Annotated in this window: 15 protein-coding genes; 9 read left to right on the plus strand and 6 right to left on the minus strand. The window is 45.8% G+C overall.

From position 1 onward, the window contains the following. Nucleotides 1-82: 82 nt before the first annotated feature. The 4 genes from JT717_RS15350 (at nt 83) to JT717_RS15365 (ending at nt 2,408) form a co-directional block, all read left to right on the plus strand. Nucleotides 83-568, plus strand: coding sequence for a hypothetical protein (locus JT717_RS15350; RefSeq protein ID WP_205511376.1), 486 nt, complete (start codon nt 83-85; stop codon nt 566-568). A gap of 160 nt (nt 569-728) precedes the next feature. Then, nucleotides 729-1,271 (plus strand): RNA polymerase sigma factor, encoded by a 543-nt coding sequence (locus tag JT717_RS15355; protein ID WP_205511377.1) that lies wholly within the window; start codon nt 729-731, stop codon nt 1,269-1,271. Beyond that, nucleotides 1,252-1,515, plus strand: a complete 264-nt coding sequence (locus JT717_RS15360; protein ID WP_205511378.1) for a hypothetical protein — start codon at nt 1,252-1,254, stop codon at nt 1,513-1,515. The genes JT717_RS15355 and JT717_RS15360 overlap by 20 nt, the downstream gene beginning before the upstream one ends. 185 nt (nt 1,516-1,700) lie before the next feature. Then, nucleotides 1,701-2,408 carry an ATP-dependent Clp protease proteolytic subunit gene (locus JT717_RS15365; protein ID WP_240348128.1) on the plus strand — a complete coding sequence of 236 codons (708 nt, stop codon included), beginning with the start codon at nt 1,701-1,703 and terminating at the stop codon, nt 2,406-2,408. Between the two features lie 149 nt (nt 2,409-2,557). On the opposite strand, the gene JT717_RS15370 is transcribed toward JT717_RS15365, so the two are convergent. Beyond that, on the minus strand, nt 2,558-3,292 hold the full coding sequence (locus JT717_RS15370) for a GLPGLI family protein (RefSeq protein ID WP_205511379.1): 735 nt from the start codon (nt 3,290-3,292) through the stop codon (nt 2,558-2,560). An 82-nt stretch (nt 3,293-3,374) separates the two neighbouring features. Then, nucleotides 3,375-6,200 carry a TonB-dependent receptor gene (locus tag JT717_RS15375; protein WP_205511380.1) on the minus strand — a complete coding sequence of 942 codons (2,826 nt, stop codon included), beginning with the start codon at nt 6,198-6,200 and terminating at the stop codon, nt 3,375-3,377. 159 nt (nt 6,201-6,359) lie between these two features. On the opposite strand from JT717_RS15375, the gene glgB reads away from it, so the two are divergent. Both glgB and JT717_RS15385 read left to right on the plus strand, forming a co-directional pair. Beyond that, the gene (glgB, locus tag JT717_RS15380; protein ID WP_205511381.1) at nt 6,360-8,309 is read left to right on the plus strand and encodes a 1,4-alpha-glucan branching protein GlgB; all 1,950 of its coding nucleotides are present in this window, start codon (nt 6,360-6,362) and stop codon (nt 8,307-8,309) included. A 33-nt stretch (nt 8,310-8,342) separates the two neighbouring features. Then, nucleotides 8,343-9,371: a tetratricopeptide repeat protein gene (locus JT717_RS15385; protein WP_205511382.1), complete on the plus strand. Its 1,029-nt coding sequence runs from the start codon at nt 8,343-8,345 to the stop codon at nt 9,369-9,371. 238 nt (nt 9,372-9,609) lie between these two features. On the opposite strand, the gene argS is transcribed toward JT717_RS15385, so the two are convergent. Then, the gene (argS, locus tag JT717_RS15390) at nt 9,610-11,439 is read right to left on the minus strand and encodes an arginine--tRNA ligase (protein WP_205511383.1); all 1,830 of its coding nucleotides are present in this window, start codon (nt 11,437-11,439) and stop codon (nt 9,610-9,612) included. A gap of 367 nt (nt 11,440-11,806) precedes the next feature. Between argS and JT717_RS15395 the strand changes: the two genes are divergently transcribed. Then, nucleotides 11,807-12,355 carry a GtrA family protein gene (locus tag JT717_RS15395; protein ID WP_205511384.1) on the plus strand — a complete coding sequence of 183 codons (549 nt, stop codon included), beginning with the start codon at nt 11,807-11,809 and terminating at the stop codon, nt 12,353-12,355. A gap of 9 nt (nt 12,356-12,364) precedes the next feature. Here JT717_RS15395 and JT717_RS15400 read toward each other — a convergent pair whose 3' ends face one another. Both JT717_RS15400 and JT717_RS15405 read right to left on the minus strand, forming a co-directional pair. Beyond that, complete coding sequence (locus tag JT717_RS15400) at nt 12,365-13,102, minus strand: N-acetylmuramoyl-L-alanine amidase (protein WP_205511385.1); 738 nt, start codon at nt 13,100-13,102, stop codon at nt 12,365-12,367. Between the two features lie 9 nt (nt 13,103-13,111). Further along, entirely contained in the window at nt 13,112-13,717 is a 606-nt protein-coding gene (locus JT717_RS15405; protein ID WP_205511386.1) for a hypothetical protein, read from the minus strand. A 417-nt stretch (nt 13,718-14,134) separates the two neighbouring features. Between JT717_RS15405 and dnaK the strand changes: the two genes are divergently transcribed. Together dnaK and JT717_RS15415 are read left to right on the plus strand one after the other, a co-directional pair. Continuing rightward, complete coding sequence (dnaK, locus tag JT717_RS15410) at nt 14,135-16,045, plus strand: molecular chaperone DnaK (protein ID WP_205511387.1); 1,911 nt, start codon at nt 14,135-14,137, stop codon at nt 16,043-16,045. Between the two features lie 154 nt (nt 16,046-16,199). Next, nucleotides 16,200-17,042 carry a hypothetical protein gene (locus tag JT717_RS15415; RefSeq protein ID WP_205511388.1) on the plus strand — a complete coding sequence of 281 codons (843 nt, stop codon included), beginning with the start codon at nt 16,200-16,202 and terminating at the stop codon, nt 17,040-17,042. Nucleotides 17,043-17,193: 151 nt separating this feature from the next. On the opposite strand, the gene JT717_RS15420 is transcribed toward JT717_RS15415, so the two are convergent. Beyond that, nucleotides 17,194-17,349 carry a hypothetical protein gene (locus JT717_RS15420; protein WP_205511389.1) on the minus strand — a complete coding sequence of 52 codons (156 nt, stop codon included), beginning with the start codon at nt 17,347-17,349 and terminating at the stop codon, nt 17,194-17,196. Between the last annotated feature and the right edge of the window lie 67 nt (nt 17,350-17,416).

The following is a 17,416-nucleotide window of genomic DNA, read 5'->3' on the forward strand; positions in this document are numbered from 1 at the left end:
GTATAACAAAAAGCCAAAATTGCCTGGTCAGCAAACACGGGCACAAGTTTTTTAGTCTTATTAAAAGACAAAAACTGGCCCCATGTTTACGACAACCACAACTTTCAGCAAAGCGCAATTCCCTAACATTTCCATGCCCTTGCTTATTGATATCTACAAACAGGAGCTGGAATACCAGGAGATCAGCGATATCTCCAGGGAATACAACACGCTATACTTTTTAAATAACCCGTATAATTTTTTTCAGAACAAGCTCACCAATAGATTTTCGAATTTTCTCATTGGGAAAATTACGATAGAAGAAACGCAAAACGACTATGTGGTATGCTTGCAGGCAGATATGTCGCGGCTGCTGATCAAAGCCGGTTTGTTCGCTGCATTGATCTGCCTGAGCTTCTGGATCATGGGAAGTTTCAACTGGGCTATTTTTCTATTTGCCCTTGCCATCTTTATAGTATTTTCCGGCAGCGCTTATGGCCTCACGGCATTCACTTTCCCAAAATACTTTACCAGGCTTCGAAATGAAATTGAAAGGTTACTGCAGGAAGAAATGAGGAAACGAGCCTGAGTTTCTTATTATCTAAAATACAATAATAAAAAGGGGACGCCGGCGCGCCCCTTTTTTTATGCTTCTTTATGTTCGTAATTAGCGTATTTCTGAAAATAAATTGGTAAATTCTGGGTGATATCTGTCTGAAAACGGGCACATATATATAAAGCGTTTGCCTATGTTCCAATCAACCGTGATAGAAGATCATGCAACTGAGCGAAGAGCCCTGTTTATGCAGCTGTACCAGCAGGCTTTTCCGCTCGTCGCAAAGTATGTGCGCAACCGCGGCGGCTCCTTTGATGAAGCCAGGGATCTTTTCCAGGATGCGCTGCTGATCTATTATGAAAAGATCACCACGTCGGATCTGACATTGTCGTACAGCGAACGGTCGTATATCCTTGGCATTGCAAAACATCTCTGGGCCAAAAAACATACAGAACATCATATTGCCCTCGACGGATCGATGGCGGGTTTGGCTATCGAAGAAGCCGGCGATCTGAAAGCGGGCGACCGCTTACTCGATCTGTTACAGAGCTCCGGCAAAAAATGCATGGAATTGCTGCGGGCTTTTTATTACGACAAACTCTCAATGTCTAAAATTGCCAACCGGTTCGGCTTCTCCAGTGAGCGCTCTGCCACTGTTCAGAAATACAAATGCCTGGAAAAAGTAAGAGATCTTGTAAAAGAAAAATCATTAACGTATGAGGACTTCCTTGAATGATATAAAACAAATAGACGATTATCTGTTGAAATATGCCGGTGAAGCAGATCGCGCACTATTTGAAGCAAGGCTGATCCTGCAACCCGCCCTGCAAGAGCAATTGTTATGGCAGCAGAAAACCTACGCCATCATTCGCCAGTACTGCCGCCGCCAGTTAAAAGCAGAAATTGAATCGGTACATCAACAATTGTTCACGGAACCTGAACATAGTTCTTTCCGCCGGAAAATAATGTCACTGTTCTGACCTGCGGACTCTGCCGCCAGGTAAAAAATACCGTTACAAGTTACAGGTTACATGTTGCAGGGCTTCATTGCAAGCACCTGACTGTTGGCTGCTTGAAACCAGTAAACCGGCATCCGGAAACAGGGGCTCCCTGTAGCCTGAAACTTGTAACCTGGAACTTTCAAATAAATAAACAAACATCAACTATGAATAGTATTCATCAGGATTTTCGTGCCTATGCTGTACACCACCACCGCATTGGCAGCCAGCATGTAGATGGCTTCATTGCGCGTATGCAGAACCGCTTTATTCCCATGGCCATGACCCCTTATATTACCGAAGAACGGCAATTGAACGTTGCGCAAATGGATGTATTCTCCCGCCTCATGATGGACCGCATCATATTTCTGGGCGATGCCGTTGACGATAAGATCGCCAATATCATTCAGGCGCAGTTGCTCTTCCTGCAATCGGCCGACGCCAAACGCGACATTCAGCTATATATCAATTCTCCCGGCGGATCGGTATATGCCGGCCTGGGCATTTACGATACCATGCAATATATTACCCCTGATGTGGCCACCATTTGTACAGGCACCGCTTTGTCTATGAGTGCGGTATTACTGTGTGCCGGCGCCAGGGGTAAACGTGCCGCATTACAACATGCGCGGGTCATGATCCATCAACCATCGGGGGGCATCCAGGGCAACGCTTCCGATATAGAGATCACCGTGAATGAGATCAAAAAATTACAGCAGGAATTGTATACCATCATTGCCAAACACAGCGGCCAGCCCTATCAGAAAGTGCATGATGCCAGTGACCGCGATCACTGGATGAAAGCAACAGAAGCCCAGGCATTCGGCATGATCGATGAAGTGCTGGGCAGCCATAATAATGAAACCAAGAACTAAGTGACCCGCCTGCGGGAGACCTTCCACCTAAGTCGATCAGACGCAGGTTTTTCTTGAGAACCGGCACATGATTGGCAAATATGTACGAATGTCAAATTTCCGGCCTACTCTTGAAAGGCATTATATATAGTGACGTATGGGCAAAGTAGTCAAAGCAAAAACTGAAATTGGCGCTTGGCGCCTTCTTCGCCCCATTGTTTCAATACTTTTTTAATTTCTGACCGGTAGCTATCACCGGTCATTTTTTTTCCTTTTTTCGGCGCCACCAGGTCTTTATCGGTTACTTCAACCAATTGCAGTTTGGTAGCGTACCAGGTGGTGTGTAATCTCGGGATAGCCAGGCCAAGGATCATGCCTGGCAATCCATTAAAAGATTCGGGGCCGCCCGGAGTAACGATGTCATCCGTGTAAAAAGCGATCACCACAACAGAGTCCATTACGCGGCCTACCGCTTTGCGGCAATCGAAGCCCGCTATCTTTCTTATTTCGGTGGTTATTTTCCAGTCTATATGCCGCAGCGAATCAGCCACCAGGTAGATATCGCCAAAAATAGTTCGCTGCGTCACAGAGGAATTGCTGTCCAGCTGGGTGGCAATCGTATTATCCGATTCAAAAAGGCCCCAGAACTTCATCTGTTTTACTTCCGGGTCGCGCCCCGTTTGAAACAAGGTACGATGGCCGCTGAAGGTGAGGTCATAATAATAAGTTACAAATTTGGGCATGTTCTTTTTGGCCGCTTCATCCCATACACTGCCTTCTTCCATAAAAGCATGCTGATTGGTCTTGCGTTCATACTCTATTTTTCCTCGGGTTATGAACTGTTGTTGCTGCGCAGGTAAAATACCAGGAAGCAACAACGTTATGAAATATATGAATGTTCTCATTTTTTATATACTATTCAGTTGTTCAGTTTGTGATTTGTATTTCATTAGCACATTAGCTAATCAGCACATTAGCTAACCAATATTACCATTCCGCCGGTTTTCCGTTTTTACTGAAGTTCCAGATGAATGTGAGCATGAAATACCGCCTTATAGTGTCGTATGTTCTTTCTGAAATAAAGTTGCTGTTGATATTCCGGTTAAAACCGATGTTCTGATCCAAAATATCATTAGCTGAAAAGCGTATCCGGGCTACATTATTTTTAAACAGCTTGCGGTCGAGCCGGGCATTCCACCGGATGGAATTATTGTTCCTGTCGAACGTACTCGTCTTTTGCCGGAAGTTGAAATTGCAGTTTGTACCGATCTCCAATTTCCAGGGCAGAAATACCAGCAGGTCCACATTGTGCTCCTGCGTCCAGTAGCGGGTAACCTGGCCGCTGCTCAATGATGTTTTAGAGATATTGCGATAGAAACCGGTGCCGATCCACAGCTCAAATTTCTTTTCTTTATCATAACCGATCCTGGGACCACCGCCGAACGTATAACTATCGTTCTCATTCTCCTGATCTCTTATAAAATTGGTATTGTGATTAATATTAAAACGCCCGTTAAAGCCTGTGCGGATATTCCATTTTTTAATTTTTTGCCAATAACCAAACCATCCATTCGCACGGTAATTGCCATCTACATTCACCGGTATAGCAATGTTACGCCCGGTTCTGGTATCGAGTAAGTTCCGGGTGCTGAAATCATTTTGTATAGCCGTAAAGTTCAGATTCGCATAAATGCTGCGTTCCGACAGGAATTTGTAACTATTATACGTTACGCTGAAATTATGCCGGAAAGCCTGTTCCAGGTCAGGATTACCGCTGCGAATGTTCAACTGGTCGGTGATGTCCTGAATCGGTTGGATCTGGTCAATGGAAGGCGCCTGGGTGCTTCCGTTATAATTGAAGCGCAGATTGCCATTACTTCCCATGGTCCACACCAGGTTGGCCTGCGGGTAGAAATTCGTAAAGCTGTAATCGATGGCCGAATCTGCTTTCAGGTCCTTCCGGGTGAAAACGGCATTGGAAATATTCATCCCGAATGAAAAACTTATCTTTTTAGGCTTTGCATACCGGTAATTGATACCGCCCGATTGGGTAAGCACATTAAAGCTATAGTCATTGCTTAACGAATCAATATACTGGTCATACTCTTTGAGATTCGGATTGGCCTTTTCCCGCGTAGAAATGCGCGATTGCCGGTGATTGTTATCGATGCTGTAATTGAATTCCAGCAAGGCCCTTTTCGACAGCGGTTCTGTATACGTAGCCCGTGCATTGATCGCCGAAGTGATGTTATCGGTACGTTTATGCTGGTCCAGCACTTTAAGACTATCGAGCCTGCCATTCGAGAAAAAATAGTTATCTGAGGCGTAGATACCACTGGCCGCATTCTCTGTATAATGCTGCCGGGCCGATACCGACAGGGTCCTGCCGGCTTTTTTGAACCTTTGCTTCCATAACAAAGAGGAATTGAAATTCTTGTTGTTCGCATCAACGGTGGTTTCGCGGTCGATAATGCTCAGGGTGTCGTAATTGTCGTTCAAAGATTCCTTGCGGTAAATATTATGACTGTAATTATTTCCGATGGATCCCTGCGCAGTTATTTTCACGCTCGAAAAAGAATCGATCTTAATCTCATACAAACCATTGATGCGGTTCCTGTCGCGGCTGCGGAAACTATTGCCTGTTTCATTCACAAATAAATTGGTGCTGTCGTTCACAATATACTGGCTGAAGGTATTTCCCCGGGCCTCGGTATTCAATTTATTATATTGATAACCGCTGTTCAAATGGATCTTATCGGCGTTCCATTTATTGGAGTAATGCAGGCCGGCACTCCAGCCTTTAGGCAATCCTTCGCCCCAATAGTTGCCGGAGCCAAATTCATCGTCACCGCCGTCGATATATACATAGGTACCACCCGCACCATCATCGCCCATTTCCACATTGTTGGCGCCATAGTTCATACCTTCCTGCCAGTCGAGCCCCGTTTTACCGGTATTCGACATAATGCCAAAAGCGGATAATTTCCGTTTTCCTTTAAATGCATTCAACATGAGGTTATTGTTCCAGAACCGGTCCCCATCGCTTCCGGCCTCCAGCTTGCCAAAATAGCCGCGCTTTTTATCTTCTTTCAACTGCAGGTTAATGGTCTTGGTTTTCTCACCATCATCGATGCCGGTGAAAGTGGCCTGATCACTTTTCTTGTCAAAACTCTGCACTTTCTCCACCGCATCGGCTGTTAAACCGCGGGTAGCGATCGTGGGGTCGTCGCTGAAGAACTCTTCGCCATCTACCAGCACTTTCTGCACGGTTTCACCCTGGGCGGTTATCTTACCATCTTTATCTACCTGTATACCGGGTAATTTTTTCAACAGATCTTCCACCGTAGCACCGGCGCTCAGCTTGAAGCTATCGGCAATATATTCCGTGGTATCGCCCTTGATGCGAATAGCGCCTAATTTGTGCTGAACTACAACTTCCTGCAATAACTGGCTTTTCAGGATCATGGAAATTTTACCAAGATCAAGCGTGCCGCCAGCGGTTATCTCAATGCGGTCGTAATAATCGGCATAGGCGGGGCGGGTCATCAAAACAATGAATTTACCCGGGGATAAATTTTGCATAGAAAAATTACCATCCTTGTTGCTGCGGGTAAAAGATACCAATACTGAGTCGGCTGGCCGCAATAAGGCGATCACCGTATTTGAAAGGTTTCTTTTTTCCAAAGTGTCAATTACTGTACCTTTAATAGCAGCATGCTGGGAAAATACGGGAAAGGAAAGGAGGAACAAAACAACGAAGAGGGCGGCTGTTTTCTTCACGGCAGTCAATACAGGACAAAGGCATAGAGCCATATTAGCTGGTTAATATGTTTAAGGAATCAATCCCTGTATGCCTTTCTGGATTAAACGAAATTCTGTAATGAATTTGGTAATTCACCAATCGATGTCTTAATTAATCGTTAAAGCAACCTTATAGTTATCACGAACGGACTAAAACAAACAGCAAGGCAAATGAATATTACAAAAAAATATGAAGAGATCCATTTTGTAGACAGTACCAAACCTGTATGGAACTATTCTCTTTTCACGGAAGACGATATCCGTAATTTTCAGCATGGTACTCATTATCGCCTCTACGAGCTGTTTGGCTCACACGAAATGGAGGTATTGGGAAAAAAGGGTTATTACTTTGCCGTATGGGCGCCCAATGCCACCTATGTTTCCGTGATCGGTAATTTCAATGACTGGAACCCGGGCAGCCATCCATTGTTCGTGCGGCTCGACAGATCAGGGATCTGGGAAGGCTTTATACCTGAGCTGCCAAAAGGGGAAGTGTATAAATATCATATCAACGGATTTAACGGTATTAAAACCGACAAAGGCGACCCCTATGCCAATTTTTGGGAGAAACGCCCGCATACCGCCTCTATTACCTGGGACCTGAACTATACCTGGAAAGATGATGACTGGATGCAGCACCGCGGCGGGCACAATTCACTGAAAAGTCCCTGCAGTATATATGAAGTGCACCTGGCCAGCTGGATGCGGCCGAATAAATATGATGAGGAATCGTATAATACGTATGACCAGCTCCGGGAGCTGCTCGTGCCTTATGTGAAGGAAATGGGCTTCACCCATGTGGAATTCATGCCGGTGATGGAACATCCGTTCGACGGCAGCTGGGGTTACCAGGGAACCGGTTATTTTGCACCTACCTCCAGGTTTGGCGATCCGCAAAGTTTTATGGAGCTCGTCAATGCTTTTCATGAGGCAGGCATCGGCGTTATCCTCGACTGGGTGCCCAGTCATTTTCCTTACGATGCCCACGGCCTCTTCATGTTCGATGGCACCAACACCTACGAATATGCCGACATGCGTAAAGGATTTCATCCCGACTGGAACAGCTATGTTTTCAATTATAAAAGGGGAGAAGTAAAATCTTTTCTCATCAGCAGCGCCCGCTTCTGGTTCGATAAATACCATATCGATGGCATTCGCGTAGATGCCGTAAGTTCCATGCTGAAACTGAATTATTCGCGTACCCACGGTCAGTGGGAACCTAATGAATACGGCGGGGATGGCAATATTGAAGCCATTAACTTTATCAAAGACCTGAACGAGACCATATTCCGGGATTTTCATGATGTGCAAACCATTGCCGAAGAAGCGACGGACTGGCCCGGCGTTTCCCGGCCTACCTGGCAGAACGGCCTGGGCTTCGGCATGAAATGGATGATGGGCTGGATGCACGACACCCTCGACTACTTCAAAATGGATCCCATTCACCGGCGGCATTACCAGAACAAGTTTTCCTTCAGCATGATGTACTACTATGATGAAAACTTTTTACTACCATTAAGTCATGACGAAGTGGTACATGGCAAAAGCCCGATGATCTTTAAAATGCCGGGGGATCACTGGCAGAAATTCGCAAACCTGCGTACCCTATACACGTATATGTTTACGCATCCGGGGGGCAAACTCTTATTTATGGGCAATGAGTTCGGCGACACGAATGAATGGAATTACAAAAGCGAACTGCAATGGGACCTGCTGCAATACGATTCGCACCGCCTGCTGAAAGACTGCGTACGAGACCTCAACTTTTTATTGCGCAATGAACCGGCGATGTATGAAAATCAGTTCAATATTTATGGGTTTGAATGGGTTGACCTGAATCATCCTGCGGAATGTGTAGTAGTATACCGCCGCAAAGGAAAAGACCCGGACAATGACCTGCTGATCATTTTAAACCTTACGCCGGTGGTTCGATACGACTGGAAGGTATATACGTACGGCAAATCGCAGTGGCGCGAGATCTTTAATTCAGACGACAAACGCTATTGGGGAACCGGAGATGTGTTCAATCCCGACATAACAACAACGCTGATCGATAAAAATAATAATATGTATGAAATAAATGTGCACCTGCCACCGTTGGGAGCTATAGTATTGAAGTAACTGGAATCTCCGACGAAAGAAAACAGGATATCTATGAAAAACATTAATTGGATTTTAATGTTGGGACTTATTTCCAACATGACCTATGCACAAAGCGACAGCACCGATCTTTATTTAAAAAAAGCGACGGCCGAAAAAGAAGCCCGCCGCTTTCGCGAAGCGGAAAAGAATTTTGCCAAAGCCGCACAGTTCTCGCCCAATGATGCCAAAGTGCTGGCAGGCTGGGGACAGGCATTGCTGGAGCAGAAACGCTACATGGAAGCCCGCGAAAAATATAAGGCAGCCTATGCCGTGGACAGTAAAAACCCTGAGGTGATTGAGAACCTGGCTACCATCTCTTTAAATACCCGCCAGTGGAATGATGCCATTACATACGCTAAAAAGATGCAGGAAGCCAGGATCGGCAATTCCGCCAACTTCATTATCGCCAAAAGTTATTACGAACAGCAGAATTATGGCGAATGCCTGAAATACTGTGAGCTGGCCTTTAAAGATGATCCCAAACGCGCTGAAACGCCCTATATCGCCGGCCGCAGCCTGGTGGAAATGAGCAATTACAAAAAAGCAGCCGGTTGTTTTGAGCAGGCCATCGAACGCGACAGCACCAAAGCCAATTGGATGTATGAGGCGGGACTGGTTTACTACGCCATTCCCGACGATAAAAAAGCCATTTACTGGTTCGAAAGGGCTGCCGCCAAAGGATATACGCGCAGCAACGATTATATCGAGAACCTCGCCAATGCTTACCTGAATATCAAGAATTACGAAAAAGGATTGGGACTGTTACAGGAAGTGCTGGTTCGCAAACCGCAGGACCAGGAACTGTTATACAATGTTGCCGACGCCTATTACCAGATGGGGAAATATGACGATGCCATCAGTTACTGGGACAAGATCCTGGCGATCGATAAACAAAACGCCAATTCATTATACATGATCGGTTTATCATACCAGAAAAAAGGGGAGAAGGAAAAAGGCCAGCAGCTCTGTGACAGAGCCATTGAAATGGATCCCTCTTTAAAGAAACTGAAAGAGGAGAAGAAAATGCCGGGTGGTATTTAATTGTTACCCGTTACCGGACGCCGGTTACCGGGCACTCCTGATTACAATTTAACAGTTACAGGTTACAAGATACAAGTTACAGGGAGGCCCGCATTCGCAAAGCCTCCCTGTTATATGTAGCATCTAAGCTTTAGATCACTATGACTTTGTCCGTCCCCCTGGAACAGTGAAACCTGGAACTTGTAACGCTCCGCGGTTAACGGTGGCAAGGTTTGAAACCCGCACACCATTGGTTATTTTACATTCGTTCAGGAACCCGGATCCCCAGCAACGCCATACCCGATTTAAGGACCTGGGCAGTCATCTGGGTCGTTTGTAAACGCAATTCCATTTTAGCCGGTGATTCTGCTTTCAGCACGGAATGTTTATCGTAAAATGAGTTGAAGGTCTTAGCCAGCAGGAATACATAATTGGCAATTACGCTGGGATTCATTTCCACACAGGCCTGTTGAAGCACCGTGCTGTATCTCTCCAGTGTAAGGATCATCTCTTTTTCAAGCGGTAAAAGATCGGTGCCAATGTCGCCGCCTGTTGGTTTTTCTTTCCGAAGCATACTCTGCATACGTGCATATGCATATTGCACAAAAGTGGCCGTAAAACCATGCAGGTCTATCGATTCTTCCGGATTAAAGATCATGCGTTTTTTAGGATCCACGCGCACCAGGAAGAACTTCAGTCCACCGGTACCGATGATCTCATACAATTCCTTTTTTGCTGCTTCCGTCAATCCTTCTGTTTTACCAAGCTCAATTGTTTTTCGCTCGGCTTCTTTCATCATTTCCTCCAGGATATCATCAGCATCTACCACGGTACCTTCCCGGGTCTTCATTCTGCCGGTAGGCAGTTCCACCATGCCATAGCTTAAATGGAAAATGCCGTCAGCCCCGGCGATGCCCAGTTTCTGACAGATCAACTTCAATACCTTAAAGTGATAATTCTGTTCATCGCCCACTACATAAACACTGAGATCACAGTTGAATTCGTTCTGTTTGACTTCAGCCAGTCCAATATCCTGTGTGATGTACACCGCTGTACCATCGCGGCGGCGAACGATCTTTTCATCGAGCCCTTCTTTGGTAAGATCCACCCAAACGCTGCCATCGTCTTTCTGGAAGAATACTTTTCTGCGCAGCCCTTCTTCTACCAGGTTCTTACCCAACAGGTACGTCTCACTTTCATAATACACTTTATCGAAGTCGCTGCCAATGCGTTTATAGGTTTCATCAAAACCTTTGTACACCCAGCTGTTCATGGTGCGCCAAAGCTCTACCACATCGGGTTTACCCGCTTCCCAGTCAACCAGCATTTGCTGGGCGGCTTTCATGATCGGGGCTTCCTTTTCCAACTCCTCCTTTTTGTCATCCATGAATTTGAGCGCCTCTTCCTGTGTTTTCCCACATGCTATCAATTCCGCCAGTTTCTTTTCCTTTATGGGTTCCATTTGTTTCTTCAACTCGGTACCGAACATCACATAATAATCACCTACGAGGTGATCACCTTTAATGCCGGTGCTTTCGGGGGTAGCGCCATTGCCAAACAGTTGCCAGGCGATCATGCTTTTGCAGATGTGAATACCCCGGTCGTTGGCGATACAGGTCTTAACCACTTCATAGCCATTCGCTTTATAGATCTCCGCCACGCTCCAGCCCAGGAAATTATTTCTTAAGTGCCCCAGGTGCAGGGGTTTGTTGGTGTTGGGGGAGGAATACTCTACCATTACCCGTTTGCCGTTGCGCGGCAGCCTGCCATAATCGGGCTCATTGTACTGATCTTTTAAGAATTGCAGCCACCAGCTATCGCTCACGGTGAGATTTAGAAAGCCTTTGATCACATTAAAACCACTAAAAAGACTGGTGTTTCCGGCCAACAAAGCCTGACCCAGTTCATTTCCCAGGGCTTCGGGTTGTTTTTTCAGGGTCTTAAGCAGGGCAAAAATCACCACAGTATAATCGCCCTCAAATTCGGGCTTCGTTTCATTCACGGTGATATCGGCCGGTTCAATATCTACCTGGTACAAATGGTTGATCTGTGCGCTAACTGCCTTCTGAATAACAGGAACTATTGCCATGCATTGATTTTGAGCCTGCAAAGTTAAGAAAACGGCTTCAAGCTGCATGATAAAGCGCAGCAGGTAAAGCTGTTTGAGCAGATAAAACTCAAAGAGCCACCCCGTGAGGCAGCTCCTGATTAGTTGTCTAGGGATTAAAACGTGTCAAATATGTAGGTTTTTGGCAGACTTAAAAACAATGTTAAATTTTCTTGACCCAGGTCAATGAAAAAGGCCTTAAACCTCCCATGTAAACGCTATTCTGGCAAAATTCAGTGGAGAAAAACGCGGAGGAACAGTTGAAACCCGGGAAAATATGCACGATTTGCATAACCGCACCGGTCTTTATTGATATTCAACTACCTTTGTCAGGTATAAAATACCGTATGTGAAGAACCTGATCAATGCCGTAATAAACTTTTTTTATCCTTTTTTTCGCCGGTTAATGCCTTTGCAAACTTTCAGGTATGCAGCGTGTGGAGGCGGTAATACAATATTGGATATAACCCTGTACGCACTCAGTTATAATTTTCTTTTCAGAAAGCAGATGGTGCATACGCCGATCGGAATTTCGATCAGTCCATATATCGCCGCTTTCCTGGTCTCATTTACCATTACCTTTCCATTGGGCTTTTATATGAGCCGCACGATTGTGTTTCCCGGCTCAACGCTGCGGGGCCGCATCCAGTTGTTCCGGTACTCATTGCTGGTAATAAGCTGTATTGCGCTCAACTATATCTTCATCAAACTTTTTGTTGAGCAATGTGGCTTGTATCCCACCTTATCAAAAGTATTAACCACCATCATCGTGGTGGCCTTCAGTTTTATCAGCCAGAAGAATTTTACTTTTAAGATAGATCCTGCGGCGGAAACACCGAAAGAAGCTGTTCCGCCAGGCAATGAGCCTATGCGCAAGGAAAAGGAAGTGGAGGTATAAGGTGGGTGATTATTTCACCCCGCCACTCCAGAACCAGTTCCCTTCTTCGGTATAATACCATTTTCCATTTCCATTCACGGTTTCGCCCTGCATGGTAAAGCCGTCATAGGCCAGTTGAATACCGGCATTCACCATATTGGTTATCTTATACACCTTACCAGGGCCTGCCCGCAGGTTGAGGCGCGTTAAGGTAGTTACCTTGCCAAATTTTTCGGTTTTGCTGATCTGCCCGTTCACCACCTGGGTGCTGCCATTTACCAGGGCGATCAGTTTATCAAGATCTACTTTAAAACCCGGACAACTCTTCAATGAATAAATTTCATGGTGGCCGATGATATGCAAACGGTCGGCAGGAATGCTCCAGCGCTGACACATTTTCCTGATCAGTTCGGCACTCGTGGCATACATGGCATCCGTCCAGTCGCTGAGTTCATTGCCTTCGTGTTTCACCCCGATCGTGTAATAGTTAGGGTTAATGAACATACCGTCGGATGTTTTTTTGATCAGCGGCCAGGTTGGGTCATGAATACGGCCGGCATGCCAGGCCGTATCGGTTTCTTCAACGTATTGGTGTACTTCGCCATTTTTGCCAATACCGTAATGCGCCGAAACCTGCGACAAGGGGCTGCGGAACCAGCTATCGGTTCCGGCCAATGTACCATCCATAATATGAATGACAATGGCTTCGGGGCGGTAGGTTCTTCTTCCCTGGGTAAAGTTGGGACTTAAAACAGATGTGATGTTCATATAAATGTTTTAACCCTGTGCAGGTGTGTTCAAAGCTTCATCCACCACTTTTTCAGTATGGGTTTCTGAAGCGGTTCCTTTGTTTTCGGTGATCTTTAAAGCAGCATAGGTAGCCGAGCTCAAACCCAGCAGTATCAGGTTATTGTCACTTACAATGGGAATTAAGAAATCGGTAGAATGCAGCAGGCATTGGGCGAGGTTGGGATCCCCTTTTGCGAAGTCGGCCACGCAAAAATTAGGATCGCCGAGATTACCAAGCACCGATGCAATGAACCAGATCCCAAATACCGCATTGAATACAACAGCCTGGAACCGTTGAATGCTTACGCCGTTCTGATCGGAAAGGATGTCGAGAAAAAAGTTGCTGGTCTTGATATCCTGGTGGCGGAAAACCAGCGGATCCTGCTGATCTGCCAGGTCGATAACGCGGGCGGCGGTCATGGTGCCGGCGCTGATGCCGAGTAAGACCAGGGTAGAAGTATGCAAATTGGGAGCATGGCCGGTTTGCAGCATGATGGTGGTAAAAGCTGTGAGAATGATCACCGACCACCAGGCCAGCTGAACCCTCGACCAGCTGAAGGGCCGGGGACTGGCTTTACTAAGATCCCGCAGCATATTGAATTTTCGGTCGCAAACAAGAACGCCGGCAGTCAGGATTGCGAATAGGGCCCAGAACTGAAAAACCATAAGGATTGTTTTAAGGGACATTATTAAGACAATCGCTTTACTTTCAAAGGGAATGCCGGATTTTAAAAATCAGTTAATTAGGGATTTTAATAATGTAATAATGCTTCTGCTTCAATCGCTCTCATTTTTGGAATCTCATTGCTCTGTTCTCACACGAATTTTGGAACCTGTATTCCATTATCCTATTATCACCTTATCGAATTATCACATCAGCAAATCAGCACATCAGCACATCAGCACATCAGCACATTGGTTTCCTTCTGCCACCCCGACTGACATTTTTGCACCCAATATCCCCACGGCATAATCATTGATAACCATAAGGGAACATTAAATTCAGCATATATGGGAAAGATAATAGGAATTGACCTCGGTACCACCAATAGCTGCGTTGCAGTCATGGAAGGAAATGAACCGGTGGTGATTGCCAATGACGAGGGACGCCGTACCACCCCGTCTGTAGTGGCTTTTCTGAAAAACGGCGAACGTAAAGTAGGTGACCCGGCTAAACGCCAGGCCATCACGAACCCGCACAATACCATCATGAGCGTTAAACGTTTCATGGGCCGCCGGTTCGATGAGGTGACAGAAGAGATCAGCCACTGGAGCTATAAAGTGGCAAAAGGTGACAATAATACGGTACGTATTGACATAGACGGCCGTTTATATACACCCCAGGAATTATCTGCCATGATCCTTCAGAAAATGAAGAAAACGGCTGAAGATTACCTGGGTCAGGAAGTTAATGAGGCCGTAATTACCGTTCCGGCTTATTTTAACGACGCGCAGCGTCAGGCTACCAAAGAGGCTGGTGAGATCGCCGGTTTGAATGTTCGCCGGATCGTGAACGAGCCAACGGCAGCTGCTCTGGCCTATGGACTCGATAAAGGCAAACACGACCAGAAGATCGCTGTATTTGACCTCGGTGGCGGTACATTCGATATTTCTGTACTGGAACTGGGTGATGGTGTCTTCGAAGTGAAATCAACCAATGGTGATACCCACCTGGGTGGTGACGACTTCGATAAAGTGATCATGGACTGGCTGGCCAACGAATTTAAGAACGACGAATCCGTTGACCTGCGCAAAGATCCCATGGCCTTGCAGCGGTTGAAAGAAGCGGCTGAAAAAGCAAAGATCGAATTGTCTTCTTCTGCCGAAACAGAGATCAACCTGCCTTATATCACAGCTGTTGACGGGGTACCTAAACACCTGGTCAAAAAGCTGAGCCGTAGCAAATTCGAACAATTAAGCGATAAATTATTTGAGCGCTGTCTGCGTCCTTGCGAACAGGCGCTGAAAGATGCCGGCTTATCAGCTTCGCAAATCGACGAAGTGATCCTGGTAGGTGGTAGTACCCGTATTCCCAAAGTACAGGAAATTGTCGAGAAATTCTTTGGCAGGAAACCGAATAAAGGGGTGAACCCCGATGAAGTGGTAGCCGTTGGCGCTGCTATCCAGGGCGCCGTACTCACCGGTGAAGTAAAAGACGTACTCTTGCTCGACGTAACACCGCTGAGCCTGGGTATTGAAACCATGGGTGGTGTAATGACCCGCCTGATCGATTCCAATACGACGATCCCGACCAAAAAATCGGAAGTGTTCTCAACCGCCAGCGATAACCAGCCCGGTGTTGAGATCCATGTACTGCAGGGCGAACGTCCGATGGCCAACCAGAACAAGAGCCTCGGCCGCTTCCAGCTGACCGACATTCCACCTGCACCCCGCGGTGTTCCGCAGATCGAAGTAACCTTCGATATCGATGCCAACGGTATCCTGCATGTTACCGCTAAAGATAAAGGCACTGGTAAAGAACAAAAGATAAGGATCGAAGCCGGTAGCGGTCTCAGCAAAGATGAGATCGAAAAAATGAAAGCCGAAGCCAGGGCCAATGAAGCCACTGACAAGGCTGCCCGTGAAAAAGTGGATAAGATCAACCAGGCCGACAGCCTGATCTTCCAAACCGAAAAACAATTGAAAGAATACGGCGATAAGATCCCGGCCGATAAAAAAGCGCCTATTGAAACAGCGCTGAACAAATTGAAAGAAGCGCACAAATCGCAGGACGTTGGCGCCATCGATGCGGCAACCGCTGAAATGAACAATGCGTGGACCGCGGCCAGCGAAGAATTGTACAAAGCCAGCCAGGGTACACAAGCCGGTGGTCAACAACAAACCGGTGGCCAGCAACAAGGCGGCAATAACGGCGGTGGCGGTGAAAATGTAACCGATGCCGAATACGAAGAAGTGAAATAAGAGGACGGAGATTATAAAAGACGAAGGTCCCCTTTCGAGTGATCGGGAGGGGATTTTTCTTTATATGCAAACCGGGCGGAAAGTAAATGCATTTGCTTCCAATTCCAGACGGCTGTTTATATCTTGCAGTACCAAAAAACAATAAACCCTATTTATGAATCCGGCAATTGTGAGATCATATTTATCTAGCCTTACCCTGGCACTGATCATTACAGCCATAACTTCCTGCAAAAAAGATACAACTTCAGCGTTTGATCCAAACGGCACCAAATTATCAAAAGTAATCACTACCTATTCGTTCCGGGGCAGCGCCGAATACACAAACATATACCAATTTTACTATGATAGCCTGAACCGGGTAATTGAGATCACAGCGTCTGCTTTTGATTCCGTTAAAAGCATAAAGTACTTTTATAATAATAATCAACAACGACCTTATAAATGTGTTGACAGTACTTCAAATCCCACCAAAGAAACTTATTATAGTTATGATACTAACGGAAGGATAGTAACCGACTCTATATTTGGCATATCTGTTGGTCTCAACACCTATGCTTTAACAAGATATAACTGGTCAGATACCAGGATCCTGACAAGCACCGCATTGCCGGTATCAAATGGAGTTGCCATAAGCAGTGATTCATCTTTCATAACGAATAATAATATTACCGCACAATTCGGCACTACAGGCCCCATTGGCCTGGGAATGACCGGTTTTATTAACGTATATGACAATAAAAACAACCCGTTAAATACATTAAATATACGTGCTGTAACAGCATTAAGAGGAATAGGTGGACTGGTTTCACCCGGATACAGTAAAAACAATATCATCGAAAGCAGGTTCGGGTCATATCCACTATCTGGTACGCTTGGTTTTATAGAGCAATCAAAAACTAATTATAGTTACCAATACAACACAGCGGGCCTGCCGGTTGAATGCGAGGTAAGCGGAACTTTAGTTAGTGGTATGATAAAATACTTCTACACCAAGTAAACTGTTTAACATAGCAAAAGCCCCGCATGGGGCTTTTGCTATACCGTACGTTGTTAAAACGGTTAATTGTATATGCTTCCATTAACTGCAGACAACTGCTCTGCAAATTTCAGGTGGCTGATAAAAACGGGACTGATCAAAATGCGCTATTCTATTCCCTTCCCGGTTTCTTATCACCGTCATATAATTCATCCCACCAGTCCACCACCTTGTCTGACTCCAGCAATGCCTTTACCTGTTCTAGGATTGACTGATTGTCACATTTATCAATGAGTTCATGCAGCTCTTTTTTTATTGGCAAGTCCATAATCATGCTTTTCTCAAATTTAACGAATTTCCATTTAATCAGTTTGCATTAGCATATTAATTAGACA

Origin of the sequence: Longitalea arenae, assembly GCF_016924755.1 — a bacterium.
GTDB lineage: Bacteria > Bacteroidota > Bacteroidia > Chitinophagales > Chitinophagaceae > Niastella > Niastella arenae.

What these genes read in the sequence shown, in the direction of transcription:
- JT717_RS15350 (WP_205511376.1), top strand. Translation starts at nt 83, where the DNA reads ATGTTTACGACAACCACAACTTTCAGCAAAGCGCAATTCCCTAACATT.
- JT717_RS15355 (WP_205511377.1), top strand. Translation starts at nt 729, where the DNA reads ATGTTCCAATCAACCGTGATAGAAGATCATGCAACTGAGCGAAGAGCC.
- JT717_RS15360 (WP_205511378.1), top strand. Translation starts at nt 1,252, where the DNA reads ATGAGGACTTCCTTGAATGATATAAAACAAATAGACGATTATCTGTTG.
- JT717_RS15365 (WP_240348128.1), top strand. Translation starts at nt 1,701, where the DNA reads ATGAATAGTATTCATCAGGATTTTCGTGCCTATGCTGTACACCACCAC.
- JT717_RS15370 (WP_205511379.1), bottom strand. Translation starts at nt 3,292, where the DNA reads ATGAGAACATTCATATATTTCATAACGTTGTTGCTTCCTGGTATTTTA.
- JT717_RS15375 (WP_205511380.1), bottom strand. Translation starts at nt 6,200, where the DNA reads ATGGCTCTATGCCTTTGTCCTGTATTGACTGCCGTGAAGAAAACAGCC.
- glgB (WP_205511381.1), top strand. Translation starts at nt 6,360, where the DNA reads ATGAATATTACAAAAAAATATGAAGAGATCCATTTTGTAGACAGTACC.
- JT717_RS15385 (WP_205511382.1), top strand. Translation starts at nt 8,343, where the DNA reads ATGAAAAACATTAATTGGATTTTAATGTTGGGACTTATTTCCAACATG.
- argS (WP_205511383.1), bottom strand. Translation starts at nt 11,439, where the DNA reads ATGGCAATAGTTCCTGTTATTCAGAAGGCAGTTAGCGCACAGATCAAC.
- JT717_RS15400 (WP_205511385.1), bottom strand. Translation starts at nt 13,102, where the DNA reads ATGAACATCACATCTGTTTTAAGTCCCAACTTTACCCAGGGAAGAAGA.
- JT717_RS15405 (WP_205511386.1), bottom strand. Translation starts at nt 13,717, where the DNA reads ATGCTGCGGGATCTTAGTAAAGCCAGTCCCCGGCCCTTCAGCTGGTCG.
- dnaK (WP_205511387.1), top strand. Translation starts at nt 14,135, where the DNA reads ATGGGAAAGATAATAGGAATTGACCTCGGTACCACCAATAGCTGCGTT.
- JT717_RS15415 (WP_205511388.1), top strand. Translation starts at nt 16,200, where the DNA reads ATGAATCCGGCAATTGTGAGATCATATTTATCTAGCCTTACCCTGGCA.
- JT717_RS15420 (WP_205511389.1), bottom strand. Translation starts at nt 17,349, where the DNA reads ATGGACTTGCCAATAAAAAAAGAGCTGCATGAACTCATTGATAAATGT.